Source organism: Gammaproteobacteria bacterium (assembly GCA_034522055.1).
Lineage (GTDB): Bacteria > Pseudomonadota > Gammaproteobacteria > JAABTG01 > JAABTG01 > JAABTG01.
Genome location: JAXHLS010000002.1, coordinates 2,679,321 through 2,695,232, shown reverse-complemented (window position 1 = coordinate 2,695,232; position 15,912 = coordinate 2,679,321). Strand labels below are relative to the sequence as shown.

General features: G+C 62.7%; 14 protein-coding genes and 4 pseudogenes. 13 read left to right on the top strand and 5 right to left on the bottom strand.

Annotated elements, in window-relative coordinates; translation table 11 throughout:
• Positions 1-4: 4 nt before the first annotated feature.
• Entirely contained in the window at positions 5-478 is a 474-nt protein-coding gene (locus U5S82_13105) for a DUF1640 domain-containing protein (GenBank protein ID MDZ7752574.1), read from the bottom strand.
• Between the two features lie 255 nt (positions 479-733).
• Here U5S82_13105 and U5S82_13100 point away from each other — a divergent pair, with 255 nt between their 5' ends.
• The 4 genes from U5S82_13100 (at position 734) to U5S82_13085 (ending at position 3,738) form a co-directional block, all read left to right on the top strand.
• A complete protein-coding gene (locus tag U5S82_13100) occupies positions 734-1,153 on the top strand; it encodes a nucleotidyltransferase substrate binding protein (protein MDZ7752573.1) in 420 nt (139 codons plus the stop codon).
• On the top strand, positions 1,113-1,484 hold the full coding sequence (locus U5S82_13095; GenBank protein MDZ7752572.1) for a nucleotidyltransferase domain-containing protein: 372 nt from the start codon (positions 1,113-1,115) through the stop codon (positions 1,482-1,484). The genes U5S82_13100 and U5S82_13095 overlap by 41 nt, the downstream gene beginning before the upstream one ends.
• Positions 1,485-1,932: 448 nt before the next feature.
• On the top strand, positions 1,933-2,112 hold the full coding sequence (locus U5S82_13090) for an addiction module protein (GenBank protein ID MDZ7752571.1): 180 nt from the start codon (positions 1,933-1,935) through the stop codon (positions 2,110-2,112).
• A 1,380-nt stretch (positions 2,113-3,492) separates the two neighbouring features.
• Positions 3,493-3,738: a hypothetical protein gene (locus U5S82_13085; GenBank protein MDZ7752570.1), complete on the top strand. Its 246-nt coding sequence runs from the start codon at positions 3,493-3,495 to the stop codon at positions 3,736-3,738.
• Positions 3,739-4,554: 816 nt separating this feature from the next.
• On the opposite strand, the pseudogene U5S82_13080 reads toward U5S82_13085, so the two are convergent.
• A pseudogene (locus U5S82_13080) lies at positions 4,555-4,899 on the bottom strand (ISAzo13 family transposase).
• Between the two features lie 769 nt (positions 4,900-5,668).
• Here U5S82_13080 and U5S82_13075 point away from each other — a divergent pair.
• From U5S82_13075 to U5S82_13065, 3 genes and pseudogenes are all read left to right on the top strand, one after another.
• Positions 5,669-6,049: pseudogene (locus tag U5S82_13075) on the top strand (IS21 family transposase).
• Positions 6,050-6,192: 143 nt separating this feature from the next.
• Complete coding sequence (locus U5S82_13070; GenBank protein ID MDZ7752569.1) at positions 6,193-7,428, top strand: site-specific integrase; 1,236 nt, start codon at positions 6,193-6,195, stop codon at positions 7,426-7,428.
• On the top strand, positions 7,425-8,243 hold the full coding sequence (locus U5S82_13065; protein ID MDZ7752568.1) for a tyrosine-type recombinase/integrase: 819 nt from the start codon (positions 7,425-7,427) through the stop codon (positions 8,241-8,243). The genes U5S82_13070 and U5S82_13065 overlap by 4 nt, the downstream gene beginning before the upstream one ends.
• On the opposite strand, the gene U5S82_13060 is transcribed toward U5S82_13065, so the two are convergent.
• From U5S82_13060 to U5S82_13050, 3 genes are read right to left on the bottom strand one after another with little or no spacing between them, the layout of a single operon-like run.
• Complete coding sequence (locus U5S82_13060; GenBank protein MDZ7752567.1) at positions 8,244-9,239, bottom strand: site-specific integrase; 996 nt, start codon at positions 9,237-9,239, stop codon at positions 8,244-8,246.
• A complete protein-coding gene (locus U5S82_13055; GenBank protein ID MDZ7752566.1) occupies positions 9,236-10,177 on the bottom strand; it encodes a tyrosine-type recombinase/integrase in 942 nt (313 codons plus the stop codon). The genes U5S82_13060 and U5S82_13055 overlap by 4 nt, the downstream gene beginning before the upstream one ends.
• Entirely contained in the window at positions 10,174-11,418 is a 1,245-nt protein-coding gene (locus tag U5S82_13050) for a site-specific integrase (GenBank protein MDZ7752565.1), read from the bottom strand. Before U5S82_13050 ends, U5S82_13055 begins: the two co-directional genes overlap by 4 nt.
• Before the next feature lie 180 nt (positions 11,419-11,598).
• On the opposite strand from U5S82_13050, the pseudogene U5S82_13045 reads away from it, so the two are divergent.
• The 6 genes and pseudogenes from U5S82_13045 (at position 11,599) to U5S82_13020 (ending at position 15,886) form a co-directional block, all read left to right on the top strand.
• Positions 11,599-11,793: pseudogene (locus U5S82_13045) on the top strand (integrase).
• The gene (locus U5S82_13040) at positions 11,790-12,788 is read left to right on the top strand and encodes a site-specific integrase (GenBank protein MDZ7752564.1); all 999 of its coding nucleotides are present in this window, start codon (positions 11,790-11,792) and stop codon (positions 12,786-12,788) included. Before U5S82_13045 ends, U5S82_13040 begins: the two are co-directional and overlap by 4 nt.
• Positions 12,789-12,902: 114 nt before the next feature.
• Positions 12,903-14,042: pseudogene (locus U5S82_13035) on the top strand (IS21 family transposase).
• A complete protein-coding gene (istB, locus tag U5S82_13030; GenBank protein ID MDZ7752563.1) occupies positions 14,039-14,812 on the top strand; it encodes an IS21-like element helper ATPase IstB in 774 nt (257 codons plus the stop codon). The pseudogene U5S82_13035 and the gene istB overlap by 4 nt, the downstream one beginning before the upstream one ends.
• Positions 14,809-14,985, top strand: coding sequence for a hypothetical protein (locus tag U5S82_13025; protein MDZ7752562.1), 177 nt, complete (start codon positions 14,809-14,811; stop codon positions 14,983-14,985). Before istB ends, U5S82_13025 begins: the two co-directional genes overlap by 4 nt.
• A 391-nt stretch (positions 14,986-15,376) precedes the next feature.
• Positions 15,377-15,886 carry a hypothetical protein gene (locus tag U5S82_13020; protein ID MDZ7752561.1) on the top strand — a complete coding sequence of 170 codons (510 nt, stop codon included), beginning with the start codon at positions 15,377-15,379 and terminating at the stop codon, positions 15,884-15,886.
• Positions 15,887-15,912: the final 26 nt, after the last annotated feature.

Sequence of the window (15,912 nt, the reverse complement as noted above, 5' to 3'; positions counted from 1 at the left end):
TCCGTCAGGGAAGAAGCAACTTCAGCAACGCACCGAACAGACCGAGCTGGACCACCAGCATCCCCGCCGTCCACTTGATCGTGTCCACCTTCGTCTGGGCAATCTCCTTCGCGAGCCGCCCGCCCATCTCGTGCATGTCCGCCCGGACCTGCGCGATCTCCTTCGTGAGCCGACCATCCATCTCGTGCATGTCCGCCCGGACCTGCGCTATCTCCTTCGTGAGCCGGCCGTCCATCTCGTGCATCTCCGCCCGGATCTGCGCGATCTCCTTCGTGAGCCGCCCATCCATCTCGCGCATCTCCGCCCGGACCTGCGCGATCTCCTTCTGCAAGCGAAGCTCCGTATCGCGCAGACCGGATTGCGTCGCCAGCTCCTTGACCTCCGGGTAGCGCTCCTCCACGCGCTCGAACGCCTCGGCAATCAGCCGCGCCCGGGTCTTATCATCCGGCGCAGAGGCCAGTTGTTCGTAGAATTCCACGACTGAAGTCATAGGCTTACGCTAACAGCTTCCCTTGGGACCGGCAATATGCCCACCGCGCCCACACCTCGCTGCGGGGAGCGGGGTCGGGGGGAGGGGTCGGGTTGCCGCCCCCGACCGGGCCGCATACCATGGAGCGGCGCAGCCGAAGTCCCGGCGGCGGGTTCCGGCTGGCCAGCGCGCGGGGTCGCCATGGCGAACCATCGCAACGGACCGACCCCACCCATCGAGGCCCAGCCCCGACCGAGTTTCCCCATGTCCGAGACACCCCGCTGGGCCCAACGCTACACCAGCTACAGCCGGGCGCTGACACGCCTGAACGAAGCAGTCGCCCTGATGGCGGAGCGTCCCCTGACGGACCTGGAGAAACAAGGGACCATCCAGTCCTTCGAGTTCACCTACGAACTCGCCTGGAAATTACTCAAGGACTACCTGGAATGGCAGGGCACGACCGGGCTGGCGGGCCCCCGGGATACCCTGCGCGAGGCCTTCAAGGTGGGCCTGGTGAGCGACGGTCACCCCTGGATGGCCATGCTCCAGGACCGCAAACGCTCCGCCCACACCTATAATGAGGACACCGCCAACGCCATCGTCAGCGCCATCCGCGACCGCTACGCCCGTCATCTCGATGAGCTTGCCAGCACCTTCGCGCACCGCCAAAGCGCCAGCGACTGACCCGCGGCCCTTCGGCATCCCGGAGGCGGACTACCGCCGCGCCCGGGAGGTCCTCGCCCGCCACCCCTGCGTCACGGCGGCCATGGTCTACGGCTCCCGGGCCACCGGCCGGCACCGCCCCGGGTCGGACATCGACCTCGCCCTGGTGGGCGCCATCTCTCGGGAGGAACTCCTCGCCATCGCGGCGGAACTGGACGACCTGCTGCTCCCCTACACCTTCGACCTGTCCCTTCTGGACCACATCCGCGACCCGCGACTACGGGCCCACATCGAGACGGACGGGCGTGTGTTCTACCCCGGCGCCGCGCCCCCGGGTGGCGCCGCCGACTGAACCGCCGGGTCAGGGGGCGGCGTGGCAACATTGATGGACCTGACCCCGGAACCCGGTTGACCCTCCATCGTCTCCAGTAAGGTCCCTTCTCCCCGGGGGAGAAGGACAGGATGAGGGGATATGGCCCAGGCTCGGAGCCGCCGGCCGGGCTCCGCATCCCCTCACCCCGGCCCTCTCCCCGGAGGAGAGGGAGAGTAACTTGAAACGGCGTCACCAACGGCACGACCTCAATGACTCCTCCACCGCTTCCGGCAAGGTCCCTTCTCCCCCGGGGAGAAGGACAGGATGAGGGGATATGGCGCAGGCATGGAGCTACCTTCCGAGTCAACAAACGACCCCTTTGCTCCTTCCATAGCATGCCCCGGCGGTAGTACATTGCCAGAGCTAACCTGCATTCCTACGCGAGTAGAGAGGTAATCTCGAGATGATCGTAGCGGACATTCGAAAGATGAGCATTCCAGAGCGACTTCGGACGATGGAGGCGATATGGGACTCGCTCCTACACGAGGACGCGGAGATTGCATCTCCGGACTGGCATGGAGATGTCCTCACAGAAAGGAAGAAGAAGATTGAGGAAGGAACCGCGACGTTTCTTTCCATCAGGGAGTTCAAGTCGCGCGGAGACTAGGCGATGGCACCAACGGAGGTTCTCCTCCTCGGGGAGGCCGCCGCCGATATCGAGAACGGCGAGCGGTTCTACGAACGCCGGCAACGTGGCTTGGGCGAGTACTTCCGGGATAGTCTGCTATCCGACCTGGAGTTGTTAACGGCTGAGCAAAACCGCTCATTATGTCACGCAATACATAATGCGCGGGTTTTTACAGCCATCTACAGAAGTCGCTGGTCGTCTATGGCGGTGTGCACCAGAAGGAGTTTGGCCTTTATCGAATGCTCTCGAAACGCTTTCCATATGCGGTCTACTACGAACTGAATGCCCACACAGCATACGTCATCGCCGTTCTGCCGATGCGTCGTGCGCCCGAGTGGATCAAGAGTTCACTCGAGGGAAGAAGTTGACCCGGTGAATCCAGGAAGACCGGTCAGTGAGACTGCTGACCCGATTGCCGCGTTCCTACGACCCGAACGCAAGGCGGCAACCGCTGCTAGCACATTGCTAGACTTCGCCGCTGATCGGCGGAGGCACGAAGCGCCAGACCCACCGGCCGCATCCAGCACCAAGGCCTGCCGATGCAACATTGATGGACCGGACCCCGTGACCCGTTGATGACCCCGGGACCCGGTTGACCCTCCACCGTCTCCAGCAAGGTCCCTTCTCCCCCGGGGAGAAGGACAGGATGAGGGGATACGGCGCAGGGGCGGAGCCACCAGCACGTAGCCCGATACTGCGATCCCGATCTGGCTCTTGATAGCGTTCTCGGTGTTCTAGGCTCCCCTGACAAGTCAGCCACTCAATTGTCGATCAAGCGGTTCGGTCCTGGCGCTGGAGCAAGCCGCGCCCGACGATCTGGCTAATTGATAATACGATTGACGAATAGCCATTGAGTTTTGATATCGAACTGACTTTAACAAGTCAACGTAAGTTATCGAATTATTTCGAGTTGTATTCGGGGTCGGGATTTGCCAAGTCGGCATCGGTGACAGTTTGTCGTTGTGAAAGGGGCGCCGCAGGAATGGGGAAGGGGCAGTGGACCTCTGGAAGAATGTTCGGTGAGAAAGCGAAACCACTCCGGAGGGCTGCCCCAATACCAGTATTTCACGCCGAGACCACCCACGCCACTACGTATCCCATCACCCGGAGCCTGGAGCGCCTGAGGACGATGCTATGGGCGCTGTCCGAACGCGCCGTGGCGTAAGCTGTAAGGCCCTGTACTCCGGGCAGCCTGTCCCGCACCCGACGGGATGCACTGAATTGTTCAGCGCGTCCCTTTGTGCGAGAGACCGACTGCCGCTGAAAGTTTAAACTGCCTTTACATGACAAGGGACAAAACGCTGTTCCATGTCTTCCTGACCCGGTGCGCGGCAACCCCCCGCGCGTTGAGGACAAGCTATGACGACGCTGACCATTGATTTGCCAGACGAGCTAGCCAAGGCAGCTCAGGACGCCGGACTGCTCGACCGCGATTCCATCGCGGCCATGCTGCGCGAAAACCTGCGCCGGCAGGGCGTCGATGAATTGTTCCAGGCAATGGACCGTATGGGGACCGTGGACACGCCTCCGGTCATGTCGCCGGAGGAGATTACCGAGGAGCTCCGCAGAATGCGCGCCGAGAGCCGCTCACAGAATGCGCGTTGATGCGCCTGGTGCTCGACACCAACGTCGTTGCCTCGGCACTGCTGTGGGGCGGCGTACCAGGTGAACTCTTGCACGCCGCCCGGGAGCGGTGAATCGAACTCTACACCAGCACCCCGCTGCTGGTTGAACTCGCCGACATTCTCAGTCGGCGCAAGTTTGCTGCGAAGATCGCCGCCTCCGGCTTCACCGTCGAAGAGCTGGCCGAGCGCTACACCCTACTCGCAGCACCGGTCGGTCCCGCACAGATCCCTCGCACCGCGCGCGATCCGGACGATGACGCCGTCCTCGCCACGGCCCTGGCGGCCCACGCCGACCTGATCGTAACCGGTGACCAGGATTTGCTGACACTGCATTCCTGGCGAGGGATCCAGATCCTCAATGCCACAGATGCGGCGCCATACGTGACCGCGGCGTAATGCGCGCTGGGCACCGCCATGTGTGCAGCAAAGCGTTGCACCCGACGCATGAATTGCGCGGGTGAGAGCTGCCGTTCGGTAACGAAAATAGCGTCCTTCTTGGTTGTGTAAGCGTCTATTCATCTCGCCCTACGGGCCGCGCCAGGGGGCGTAACCTGAAACGGCGTCCCCCATGGCACGGCCTCGACGCCCCCTCCACCGCCACCGGCAAGGTCCCTTCTCCCCCGGGGAGAAGGACAGGATGAGGGGATATGGCGCAAGGGCGGAGCCACCGGCCGGGCTGCGCACCCCCTCACCCCGGCCCTCTCCCCGGGGGAGAGGGAGAGTAACCTGATCGGCCCTCTCCCCAAGGGAGAGGGAGAGTAAGGAGAGTGATCGATATTAACTTGCCAAGTTGGCATTACTCGGTACGCGGATGGATCTCATAGTTCCAGTCACCTTGGAAGTCGTTGCGCGTGAGCGCAATGGCCTTCATCTGAGCATCGGTGATTTTCGCACCGGTGGGGTATTTGCGCTCGTCCAGCTTCGCCTTGACGCGAAGCCCCTTGGCAGTACGCGTATGGCCGATGAGGTCGACGATGGTCTCGAAGGTACGCAAAGGCTTGCCTCGCCAGTTCTGCGTGATGTGACAGAACAGGCGGTGCTCTATCTTGTTCCACTTGCTCGTGCCCGGAGGAAAGTGGCTCACGCGGATACGCAGGCCCGTCTCGTCGGCGAATCCTTGCAATTCATGTTTCCATACCCTCGTGTAGATGGCTGTAAAAACCCGCGCATATCTGGCGAAGGATTGATTGCCAGGCCAACCAGTCGCTGAGCCGTCTGGCGGGCGGCCGCGAGCAACCGGTGACAGGAGTGCCGGAATCGGGTAGATGAAGAGGGGCCGTTGAGACAGGTGCGATACCGGGTCTAATTGACTTGGCCGTCGATCCCGGTATCGCACCCCGGGCCGTGCAGAGCACGAGCCCGCACACTATTTCTCGTTTTCCCCTGACAATCAAGTCCTCATCGGCCTGGATCGCCGATGGAGAACTCTGCACGCCTGTACAACTGCGCCCGTTGTCACCGTCAAGTGATGATCTGCAGCGGCTGTGACCGCGGCAACATCTATTGCCCTGAGGGGTGTGCGCAGGTGGCACGAAGCGCGTCTCTGCGGGCCGCCGGCTGGCGCTACCAGCAGAGCCGCCAGGGCCGGCACAAGCATGCCGAGCGGCAACGCCGCTACCGGGCGAGAAGGCAGAAAGTGACGCATCAGGGTTCCCCGGCCCCGCCCCCTCATGATCCACTACCCCCCGTTCCGGCGAGGCCGGCTGGCCGCCGCGGTGCGGATGGCGCGCCGATGATGGCGCCCATTCGCTGCCACTTCTGCGGCCGTGAGTGCGGACCTTTCCTGCGTACCGGCCCGCTTCATCGCGCCACCGCCGCTGCTGCGCTTGGAACAGTCACCCGACAGGGGCCACCAGGCGCCCGGGCTCAGCCCCCTTGAGCCGGCCGGCCACGAGATGAGGAGAAACGCATTGGCCATCAGCAAAGAACAAGAGGCGCAGATCCTGCGCTATCACTACGTCGAGAAGTGGCGGGTGGGCACCATTGCCAGCCAGTTGGGCGTACACCACAACGTCGTCAATCGGGTGCTCTCCCAGGCCGGCATGCCGAAGGTCGAGCGGGCTGCGCAGCCGTCGATGATCGATCCTTATCTGCCGTTCATCACCGACACCCTGGCCCAGTTCCCCACGCTCACCGCCAGCCGCCTCTACGGCATGGTGCGTGAACGGGGCTACCCCGGCGGCCCCGACCACTTCCGCCATCAGCTCGCCTGTTACCGGCCACGCCCCCAGCCCGAGGCCTTTCTGCGCCTGAAGACCCTGCCCGGCGAACAGAGCCAAGTCGACTGGGGCCTATGCCGAACTCGGCATAGGCCCCACTATGCCGAGTTTCAGACTATGCCGAGTAAAGCGGCAAATCCATGGTAGAGGTTGATTCTGAGCCCATCGGTGCTCGGCATAGGCTATCTCCTCCCTGATCAGAGAGGAGAGTCAAAATGCAACCAATTGTCGAAAGATTGTGGACGTTGCGGCATGAGCCGGTGGGTCCGTTAACGCCCTTTCTAGATGCCTTCGCCAGTCACTTGGACGCTCAAGGTTTTAAACGCCATCTACTCGGTCGGCAGATCCGGGTGGTCGCGTATTTCAGCTGCTGGCTTGAGGCTAAGCAGATCCCCGCCAGGTCGATCACCGATGAGCAGGTCGGGCGTTTCTTCGGTTCGATGGTAGGACGACCCGTGGTTCAGGCGGGTGAGCGGGCGGCTCTGGGCCGCTTTGTGGATTTCTTGCGCCAGCGCGACATCATTGGCCCGCTGCCCGTGCCCACGCAGGCTACGCCGGTCCAACAAACCGTCCGCGCCTTCGCCGAGTACCTGCAGCAGGAGCGGGCGCTGTCGGATCGCACGCTGATCAAATACTGCCCGTTTGTCGAGCAATTCCTGTCCGAGTGTTTCGGCCAAGGCCAGGTAAAATTCCAGACCTTACGGGCGGCGGACGTCATCAGATTCGTCCGGCAACAAGCCGCTCATCTGAGCCCGTCTGTAGCCAAGTCAGCAACGACGGCGCTTCGGGCGTTCTTTCGCTACCTGCACCATAGCGGTCTGCTGTCATGCGACCTGGTCGCGGCGGTGCCGACCGTACCCAACTGGTCGATGACCGGGATCCCTCGCGCCATCGCCGCGGAGCATGTGCGCGCCGTTCTCGCCCACTGTCCGCGCAACACGCCAGTCGGACGCCGTGATTACGCCATCCTCCTGCTACTGGCGCGCCTGGGTCTGCGGGCGGGCGAAATCGTCTCGCTGTCCCTGGAGAGCATCGATTGGGAAGCGGGCGTGATCAGCATCTGTGGAAAAGGCGCACAGCCCGCCAGTCTGCCCTTGCCGACGGATGTAGGCGAAGCGATTGCCGATTACCTGCGTCACGGACGCCCCCGCAGTGACAGTCGCCGCCTGTTTTTGCGCGCCGTGGCGCCGTTGCGTGGGCTGGGAGCAGCGCAGACTGTTACTACTCTCGTGGGGGCTGCCCTTCGGCGCGCTGGTGTGGACGCCCCGCACCACGGAGCCCACCAGTTCCGCCATGCCCTGGCTATCGACATGTTGCGTCACGGCGCCGCGCTGACCGAGATCGCCAGCGTCTTGCGACACCGTCATATAAAGACCACCAGTATTTACGCGAAAGTCGATTTTGCGGCGCTGCGACCGTTGAGCGCGCCGTGGCCGGGGGGTGCGATATGAGCACGTTGCGGGATTTACTGGACGATTACCTGACGATGCGCCGCGCCCTCGGATTCAAATTACACAGCGACGGAACAGGGCTGTCGACTTTTGTCGGTTTCATGGAACAGCAACAGGCCGATACCATCCGCACAGATCTCGCGCTCGCCTGGGCGAAACAACCCACAGCGGTCCGGCCGGAGCAATGGGCGAGGCGCTTGGGCTTCGTGCGCGGCTTCGCCCGGTACTGCCGGGCCTTCGATGAGCGTACAGAGATCCCACCCTCACAGTTGCTGCCATTTCCCCGCCGCTCGCCAAGACCCTACTTCTTTACCAACGGGGACATCGAAACCTTGCTGCTGGGCGCGTCGCGGCTGCCAGCCCAGGATGAACTGGCCAATCACACCTACCATTGTCTATTTGGCCTACTCAGCGTCGCGGGTCTGCGCATCGGCGAAGCCCTGGCGTTGACAATCGATGACGTCGATCTCGATGAGGGGGTCTTGACGTTGCGCTCCACCAAGTTTGGCAAGTCCCGGCTGGTGCCACTCCACGCTACGAGTGTGGCGGTATTGGCCGATTATCGGCGCCGACGCGACCACTTTTTGGCCGGCCGTGCGGCTTGCCACTGGTTCGTCAACACTCAAGGCAACCCGCTGGGTTACGACAACGTCAGGGCCGTTTTCCGTCGCCTGACCGCCACTCTGCCCGACCAAAACGGACGGCGGCGACCCCGGCTACACGACTTGCGTCATCATGCCGACAACCGGATTATGCCGAATCGCGCTGCTGGAAAGCGGCTGGCGGCGCTCGGGCGGTGCCTCGAGTCGGCATAATCACAGGCTCTCGAGGAATGCCAGCAGCTGGTCGTCGGGGCGGTAGCGAGCCGGTTCGATCCCTCGGGGCGTGGTGCGAGACAGCGCCTGCTCCTTCAGGCGGAGGTCTGCATGGAGATACATCTGTGTCGTTTCCACGGACTCATGTCCCAGCCAGAGGGCAATCACCGATCGATCGATACCGTGCTGCAAAAGGTCCATCGCGGCGCTGTGCCTCAGGACATGGGCGGTCACTTTTTTGCGGCGCAGGGAGGGACAGCTTTGCTCGGCTATCTTGGCATGTTTTGCGACCAGGCGTTCGATCGCATCCCGGCTGAGTGGCCCGCCGCGGCTGCTGGGAAAGACTGGCTCTTGAGGCAAGCCGTTACGCTCTTGCAGCCAACTGCCCAACATGGCCGCAACTTCCTCACTCAGTGGTGTTGCGCGTTGTTTTCTGCCTTTTCCTAGGCATGTCACATGGGCCCCGGTTTCCAGAACGACGTCCTGACAGCGAAGTCCGATCAGTTCAGAAACCCGCAGTCCTGTCTGAACGGCCACGGTCAGGAAGGTTCGATCCCGGCGGCCGATCCACGTGGAGGGGTCTGGAGCGGCGATCAATGCATCGATCTCATCGCGGTGGAGAAACTCGATCAGCCGGCGCTCATGGCGTTTGTTCGGCATGGCCAGGACGCGCTGGCAAAGCAGCGCATGGGCGGGCTCCTCCAAAGCGACATATTGAAAGAACGAATGGATTGCAGCCAGGCGGGCGTTGCGGGTGCGCGCGCTGTTTCCCCGCTCCTGTTCGAGATGATCGAGGAACTGCCCGATGAAGGACGCATCGAGATCCTCGAGCCGCAGTTTCGAGGGCGCTGTGCCGAGGCGTTCTGCTGCGTAACGCAGAAGAAGACGGAAGGCATCACGGTATCCAGCGATGGTGTGTCCGCTGGCGCAGCGTTGCCGAAATAGGCGCTCCGTGAAAAAGGATTGAAGCATGGCGGGAAAGCTGTTGGCGATCATGAGCGGACCTCCTCGGCCTTCTCCATCAGGCGCTTGGTGGCCAACTGGAGGAGTTCCGGGACGGCCTCGAGATACCAGTAGGTCTCATTCACGTGAACGTGGCCAAGATAGGTGGCAAGCTTGGGTAACTCGTGCTCGACATCGACCCCCGCGCGGTACCATTGCAGTAACGTGCGGGCCGCAAATCGGTGGCGCATGTCATGAATCCGCGGTCCGCGCCCGTGACCCTTCGCGGCGCCGCGCAGGCCGATCCGTTGGGAGAGTTTCGCGAAGGTGTAACGCGCGCTCCACTCCGTGATGCGTCGACCACGCTCGGAGAGAAAGAATGCCGGTGTTTCCGGGCGGGGAAACACACGCGTTCTTTGCGTGTCGTAGCTTTCCAGCGCATCGCGGGTTGAGCGATGGACTGGCACCAACCGTGACTTGCCGAACTTCGTGCGTCGTATGGTAAGGATTCCTTGCTCCAAATCGACATCCACACGATCGAGCATGAGTGCTTCGCTTACGCGCATGCCCGTGACGGAAAGCAGGCCGAACAGCGTCAAGTAGCTGCGGGCTTTCAGGCCATTGGCGGAAGGCAGCCCTGCGGCGGCGCCAAGGAGCCGCTCGATCTCCTCATCGGTGTAAATGTAAGGAGGGTTACGGTGGTAGCGGTAAGGCAAGAGGCCATCCGGTGGGATCTCGGTGCGCGGATCGGTCACGCTGCGCCAGCGGGCGAAGCGACGCACCACTCCCAGGCGCCCCGCCCATGTGGCTAGCTGCGCGTCGCGGGGTTGTTCGGCCCAGCGAATCGCCAACGCTCGGGTAATATAGGTCGCCTCGTTGGCTTCCAGAAAGGAGACAAAGTTATGTAGCAAGCTCGCCGGTATCCGCAGGCCAAATCCCAGGCTCCGGCGCACGGCAAGATACTCCTCCAAAGCGTCACGTAGCTGGTTCATTGCCCACCCCCTATGTCCGGCCACGGTGGGGCAAGGGAGCGGAGACCGGAGAGGTCGACTTTGGCGTAAATCTCCGTGGTGTTCGGGGAGCGATGTCGGAGCACTTGGCCGATCTCGCTCATGGATGCACCCCCTCGGAGCATCTCCGTCGCCAGGGTGTGGCGGAGTAGGTGGGCGCCCTTGGCAGGCGGTTGGAGACTGGCGCGTTCCAGAGCGCGCCGAACAATGGTCGAGACGGTTGATGGCCCGGCGAAGCCCGAATGGGGTGCCTTCATGCGAACGAAGACCCGGCGCGAGCGGGTCTCGGGACGATCCCGACGCAAGTAGGCAGCCATCGCCTCTCCCGGTTCGGTGAGCAACGGTAAGCGCTCATGCACGAAGCCTTTCCCGCGAATCATCACTTCGCCGGCTCGCCAATTGATGTCATCGATTTCGAGGGCGACGACCTCGCCGGCACGTAGTCCAAGGCGGGCGAGGAGGACCAGGACCGCATAGTCGCGTCTCCCTGTCGCTGTCGTGCGATCGCAGCCATCCAACAGGCGTTGGATCTCCTCCGCGGTCAGGAATTTGGGAACGGACGACAAGCGCCAATCCGCGACGGCCGGCACACAAGCGGCCAGATCGATCTGGGTCTTCGCCTCGCGCAACAAGAATCGAAAGAACGAGCGCAGTGCCGTGACTAGAAGCTGCGCTCTTTTTGCGCCTTGGCAGCGAGCGTGGGTAAGGACGTAGGTGGAGATGTCCGATCCCGTCAGCTCCTCGATACGCAAGGGGCCGTCGCCGAAATGATGGACCAGAAAACCATGGGCAGCGGGCCGGTAGTTCAACACCGTCGCCGTGGTCAGGCCGCGTTCGGTTCGCAGATAGCGCTCGTACCGGCGCTCGAGCTCGGCCAGCGGCGAGGTGTCACAAACCGGCTCAGGAAACGGAATGACCCCCTGACTCTGCAGATACGCAACAAACCTTAGGGTGGTCGGCCTTTGACCTCGCTGCAGCTGTCCCAGGCGCTGCAACTCCTTCAGGAACCGATCGACAATGTGCTCGCTGAGCTGCTCAGCTGTGAGCTGCTCCTCTTGCAGCCACCAACCAAATTCGACGACCCAGAGAAGCTTCAATCGGACTGTCGACGAAGCGTAGGCTTCCTCGACCAGTGAGGTCGAGAACGAATCGAGGTGTTCCCGCAGCGGGTTACTGTGTAAGCGCTCGAGGAAATCGCCCTGTTTTAAGAACTCTTTGAGCATGTCTCTTCTCCTTCCTGACCCTATTGTCAGTCCGGAGAGATGACCGGATTATGCCGCGTCTGAAAACCGTGCTATGGCCGTAACTAGGCAAAACTAGGAGAGAAAAAAGCAAAGGATTGCCGATCACTCGGCATAATCCGGTTGTCGGCATGATGACGCTTATGCCGCGCGCGGCATAAGCGTCATCATTTTGCCATCTCGACGGTGGTGCGATGGTATCGGGAAAAGCAAGACGTGGAGCGGCGGCTACCCGTACTGTCGGCCTTCCTTGGTCATGTCGAAGTCCGGGATACCTATTGGTATCTGTCAGCTTGTCCCGAGCTAATGGAGGCGGCCAAGGACCGGCTGGAAAATCGCTGGGAGGACGTATCGTGAAGCCGCAAACATCTTTCGCCAGCATGTTGACCCGCTTTTTCACCCAACGGCTGATGCAACAACGACAAGTCAGTCCCCACACCATCCACTCTTACCGCGATACCTTTCGCTTGCTGCTGCGGTTCGCCAAGACGCGTCTTGGCAAAGAGCCGTCCCAACTGGCCTGGGAGGAGATCGACGCGCCGCTTGTTGGCATTTTTCTCGACGATCTTCAGGCGCAGCGTGGGATTGGGGCGCGCACCCGCAATTTGCGCCTGACAGCTATCCGTTCTCTGTTCGGTTACGCTGCCTTCGAACTGCCGGAGCATGCCGAGCAGATCCAGCGGGTCTTGGCGATTCCGGCCCAACGCTGTACGCACGAGCAGGTCCATTACCTGCCCCGGCCGGAAATCGACGCTCTACTCGCCGCCCCGGACCCATCCACCTGGTCTGGCCGGCGTGATCACGCTTGGATCTTGCTGGCGGTACAAACCGGGTTGCGGTTGTCCGAACTGACCGCACTGGCGCGCGAGGATACCCACCTCGGCAGCGGTGCCTATGTGCATGTGCTGGGCAAGGGCCGAAAGGAACGCGCCGTTCCACTCGCCCGTCAGACGGTGGCGGTACTCCAGGCCTGGTTGGCAGAACCGGCAGTGGGCGAAGGGCGGATCCTCTTTCCCAACCGCCGCGGTACTCGCCTGAGTAACGACGGACTCCAGTATCTGCTGGCCAAGCATGTTGCAACCGCCCGTAAAACCTGTCCGTCACTTCGTGGCAAACGAGTGTCTCCACACCTTCTGCGACATACCGCCGCCATGGAACTGTTGCAGGCGGGCGTCGACACAACCGTGATCGCCCTGTGGCTGGGCCATGAGTCGGTGCAGACCACGCACATTTATCTGGAGGCCGACTTGGCGATGAAGGAAAGAGTCCTTGCCAAGACCACACCGCACGAGGGCTCCCACGGGATCTACAAACCCGATGATGCCTTGGTCGCCTTCCTCAAGGCGCTTTGACGCAATAGCGACTATGCCGAGTTATCGACTCGCATGGCTTACCCGAGACCTTAAGTTGAGGGTCACCACGAGGGACAAGAGGAAAAACTCGGCATAGTCTGAAACTCGGCATAGTGGGGCCATTTCGGCAAGCTCACCATCGGCCGCGCAACCCATGCCCTGATGGCCTTTGTCATGGTGCTCAGCTACTCCCGGCGGATCTTTGTACGCTTCTTCCTCGGTGCCAAGATGGCCAACTTCCTGCGGGGCCACGAGGCGGCCTTCACTGCCTCGAACGGCCTGCCCAGGGTCCTGCTCTACGACAACCTGAAAAGCGCCGTGCTGGAGCGCCAGGGTGAGGCCATCCGCTTCCATCCCACCTTGCTCGAGTTCGCCGCCCACTACCGCTTTGAGCCCCGTCCGGTGGCGGTGGCCCGGGGCAACGAGAAGGGGCGGGTGGAGCGCGCCATCCGCACGATACGCGATAATTTCTGGCCGGCCCGCCAATGGACCGACATCGATGATCTCAACGCCCAGGCCGAGGCCTGGTGCAACGGCTGGGCCATGGACCGGCCCTGCCCGGAGGACCGTGCCCTCTCGGTGCGCCAGGCCTTCGAGCAGGAGCCCCTGCTGGCGCTGCCCGATAACCCCTATCCCACCGACGAGCGGGTCGAGGTCCACATCGGCAAGACCCCTTACGCGCGCTTCGAGGGCAACGACTACAGCGTGCCCCACACCCATGTGCGCCGCACCCTCACCGTCTCGGCCTCACCCACCGAGGTGCGGATCCTCGACGGCGGAGACGTCATCGCCCGCCACCCGCGCAGCTACGACAAGGGCCGGCAGATCGAACAGCCGGAACACATCGAGGCACTGGTCCAGATCAAACGCCAGGCCCGGCATCATCGCGGCCAGGACCACCTGGCCCAGGCCGCACCGGCCAGCCGGCAGTTACTCATACAGGCCGCTGAGCGTGGCGACAACCTCGGCGCCATCACCGCCGCCCTGCTGCGCCTCCTCGATGCCTACGGCGCCCCCGAGCTGGAAGCGGCCATCCAGGAGAGCCTGGCCCACGGGGTCGCTCACCCCAACGGCGTGCGCATCGCCCTGCAGCGGAGGCGCGAGGCGAGAAACCAGCCGCCCCGGGTGGGAGTGCGCATCGACCACGCGCGCGCCAGGGGGCTGGTGGTACGCACCCATGATCTGGGCGGCTACGACGCCTTGCAGTCCACCCCGCCCGAAGCCGAAGACGACGCCCAGGAGGAGCCCCAATGATCCCTAACCCATCCCTGAAAGAACGGGCCACGGCCCTCAAGCTCCATGGCCTGCTGAGCCATTGGGAGGAGCACGCCGACGCTGGCTGGGTCGAGTCCCTGATCCAGTGGGAAGAGGAAGAACGTGCCGACCGCAGCCTCGAGCGGCGCATGAAAGGGGCGCGGCTGGGCCGCTTCAAACCCCTGGCCGACTTCGACTGGGGCTGGCCCAGCCGTTGCGACCGGGAACTGGTCAGTGAGCTGATGCGCCTCGACTTCCTTACCGAGGCGGTCAATATCATCCTGGTGGGACCCAACGGGGTCGGCAAATCCACCCTGGCCCGCAACATCGCCCATCAAGCGGTGCTGGCCGGCCACAGCGTCCTCTTTACCAGCGCCGGCCAGATGCTCAATGACTTGGCCGCCCAGGATGGCGACAGCGCCCTCAAGCGGCGCCTCGCCCGCTACGCCCGCCCTCAACTGCTAGCGGTCGACGAGGTGGGGTATCTCGCCTACTCCAATCGCCATGCCGATCTGCTGTTCGAGATCGTCTCCCGCCGCTACGAGGAGAAATCCACCCTGGTCACCACCAACCGACCCTTCGCCGAATGGGGTGAAGTCTTTCCCAACGCCTCCTGCGTGGTCTCCCTCGTGGACCGGCTGGTACACCGCTCCGAGATCCTCACTATCGAAGGTGAATCCTACCGGCTCAAGGAGGCCAAGGAGCGACAGCAGCAACAGGCGCAGCGGCGCCAATCCGCAGCCAAATCCAACAAAGGAGCCCAACCATGACCCATCCCCCGATACCGGACGACTGGACACCAGAGCAGGCATTGGCGATCTATGACTTTATCGACGAACTCCGCGATGCCATCTGGAGCCGATACGATCGGCAGCTGGTCGAACTCATGCAACAAGACCGCATAACGACCTTTGAAGTCGACGACGATGACTTGATCTTCTGAGCCGACTCTTAAGCCCACCCCGGCGGCGTGACCTGGCTTGAGTCGAGGCGACCTATTGTTGTTTCGCAGATTAAAGCGTTGGATACCAGTCGGATCTTCTCGGTTTGTCCCGCTGGTGAAGCCTCTGGTCAGAGAGAGTATTCCGGGAAGTCGTCGGGCAGGGGTGTCGCCGGTGGATGTTGAGGCTTTCGCTGATCGGGGCAGAGCCGGTAATCTCTACTTACCGATAAGTGAGAAGAAAGGAAAAGGCCCGCGCGGTGACAGCCGCCGGGCCGTGGCCGGTGCAGCTTCGATTCCAAACGGGGCACACCAGCGAGGATTACGTTAACCGCCAAGCCTGGCGGGAGGCAAGTCCTCTCGCTGCCCAAACCATCCTCGTGGTGGTTGCTCGTTGGCCCGCCACGGCACCTACGAGCGCAAGACGCCGGCGGGGACACGAATCGCCCGCTGGTACTGCCCTGAGAGTCACACCACCTTCAGTCTGTTGCCGGACCATCTGGCGGCACGGCTGCCCGGTACGCTCAACGAGCTGGAACACGTGGTGGCCGTCGCCGAGCAGGCGCCGAGCATGGAAGCGGCGGCAAGCACCTTGCGCCTGGATATCGAGCTGCCGGGGGCGCTGCGCTGGATACGCCGGCGCATTGTCTTGGTGCACCGTTTCTTGCTCATCGTCATCGCTCTTCTGCCTGACCAACTGGCCGGCTGCCTCGCGACCGTCACTCACCTTCGTGGCCATCTCGGCCATGAGACCGTGCTGATGGCGCTGCGTGCTTCGGCGGCCCGGCAGCTGCCTCAACTGCCGACGCCGGTGGGGTTTTGTCCCCGGGCAACCGCCCACGGTGATCCCAATTTGGCCACCCAACAACCCCTGGGGCCTGATCCGCCGCGTTCTCCGCCGTAACGTCTCCTCTCCCGGGCCCAAGGGCT

What these genes read in the sequence shown, in the direction of transcription:
- U5S82_13100 (MDZ7752573.1), top strand. Translation starts at nt 734, where the DNA reads ATGTCCGAGACACCCCGCTGGGCCCAACGCTACACCAGCTACAGCCGG.
- U5S82_13090 (MDZ7752571.1), top strand. Translation starts at nt 1,933, where the DNA reads ATGAGCATTCCAGAGCGACTTCGGACGATGGAGGCGATATGGGACTCG.
- U5S82_13085 (MDZ7752570.1), top strand. Translation starts at nt 3,493, where the DNA reads ATGACGACGCTGACCATTGATTTGCCAGACGAGCTAGCCAAGGCAGCT.
- U5S82_13070 (MDZ7752569.1), top strand. Translation starts at nt 6,193, where the DNA reads ATGCAACCAATTGTCGAAAGATTGTGGACGTTGCGGCATGAGCCGGTG.
- U5S82_13065 (MDZ7752568.1), top strand. Translation starts at nt 7,425, where the DNA reads ATGAGCACGTTGCGGGATTTACTGGACGATTACCTGACGATGCGCCGC.
- U5S82_13060 (MDZ7752567.1), bottom strand. Translation starts at nt 9,239, where the DNA reads ATGATCGCCAACAGCTTTCCCGCCATGCTTCAATCCTTTTTCACGGAG.
- U5S82_13055 (MDZ7752566.1), bottom strand. Translation starts at nt 10,177, where the DNA reads ATGAACCAGCTACGTGACGCTTTGGAGGAGTATCTTGCCGTGCGCCGG.
- U5S82_13050 (MDZ7752565.1), bottom strand. Translation starts at nt 11,418, where the DNA reads ATGCTCAAAGAGTTCTTAAAACAGGGCGATTTCCTCGAGCGCTTACAC.
- istB (MDZ7752563.1), top strand. Translation starts at nt 14,039, where the DNA reads ATGATCCCTAACCCATCCCTGAAAGAACGGGCCACGGCCCTCAAGCTC.
- U5S82_13025 (MDZ7752562.1), top strand. Translation starts at nt 14,809, where the DNA reads ATGACCCATCCCCCGATACCGGACGACTGGACACCAGAGCAGGCATTG.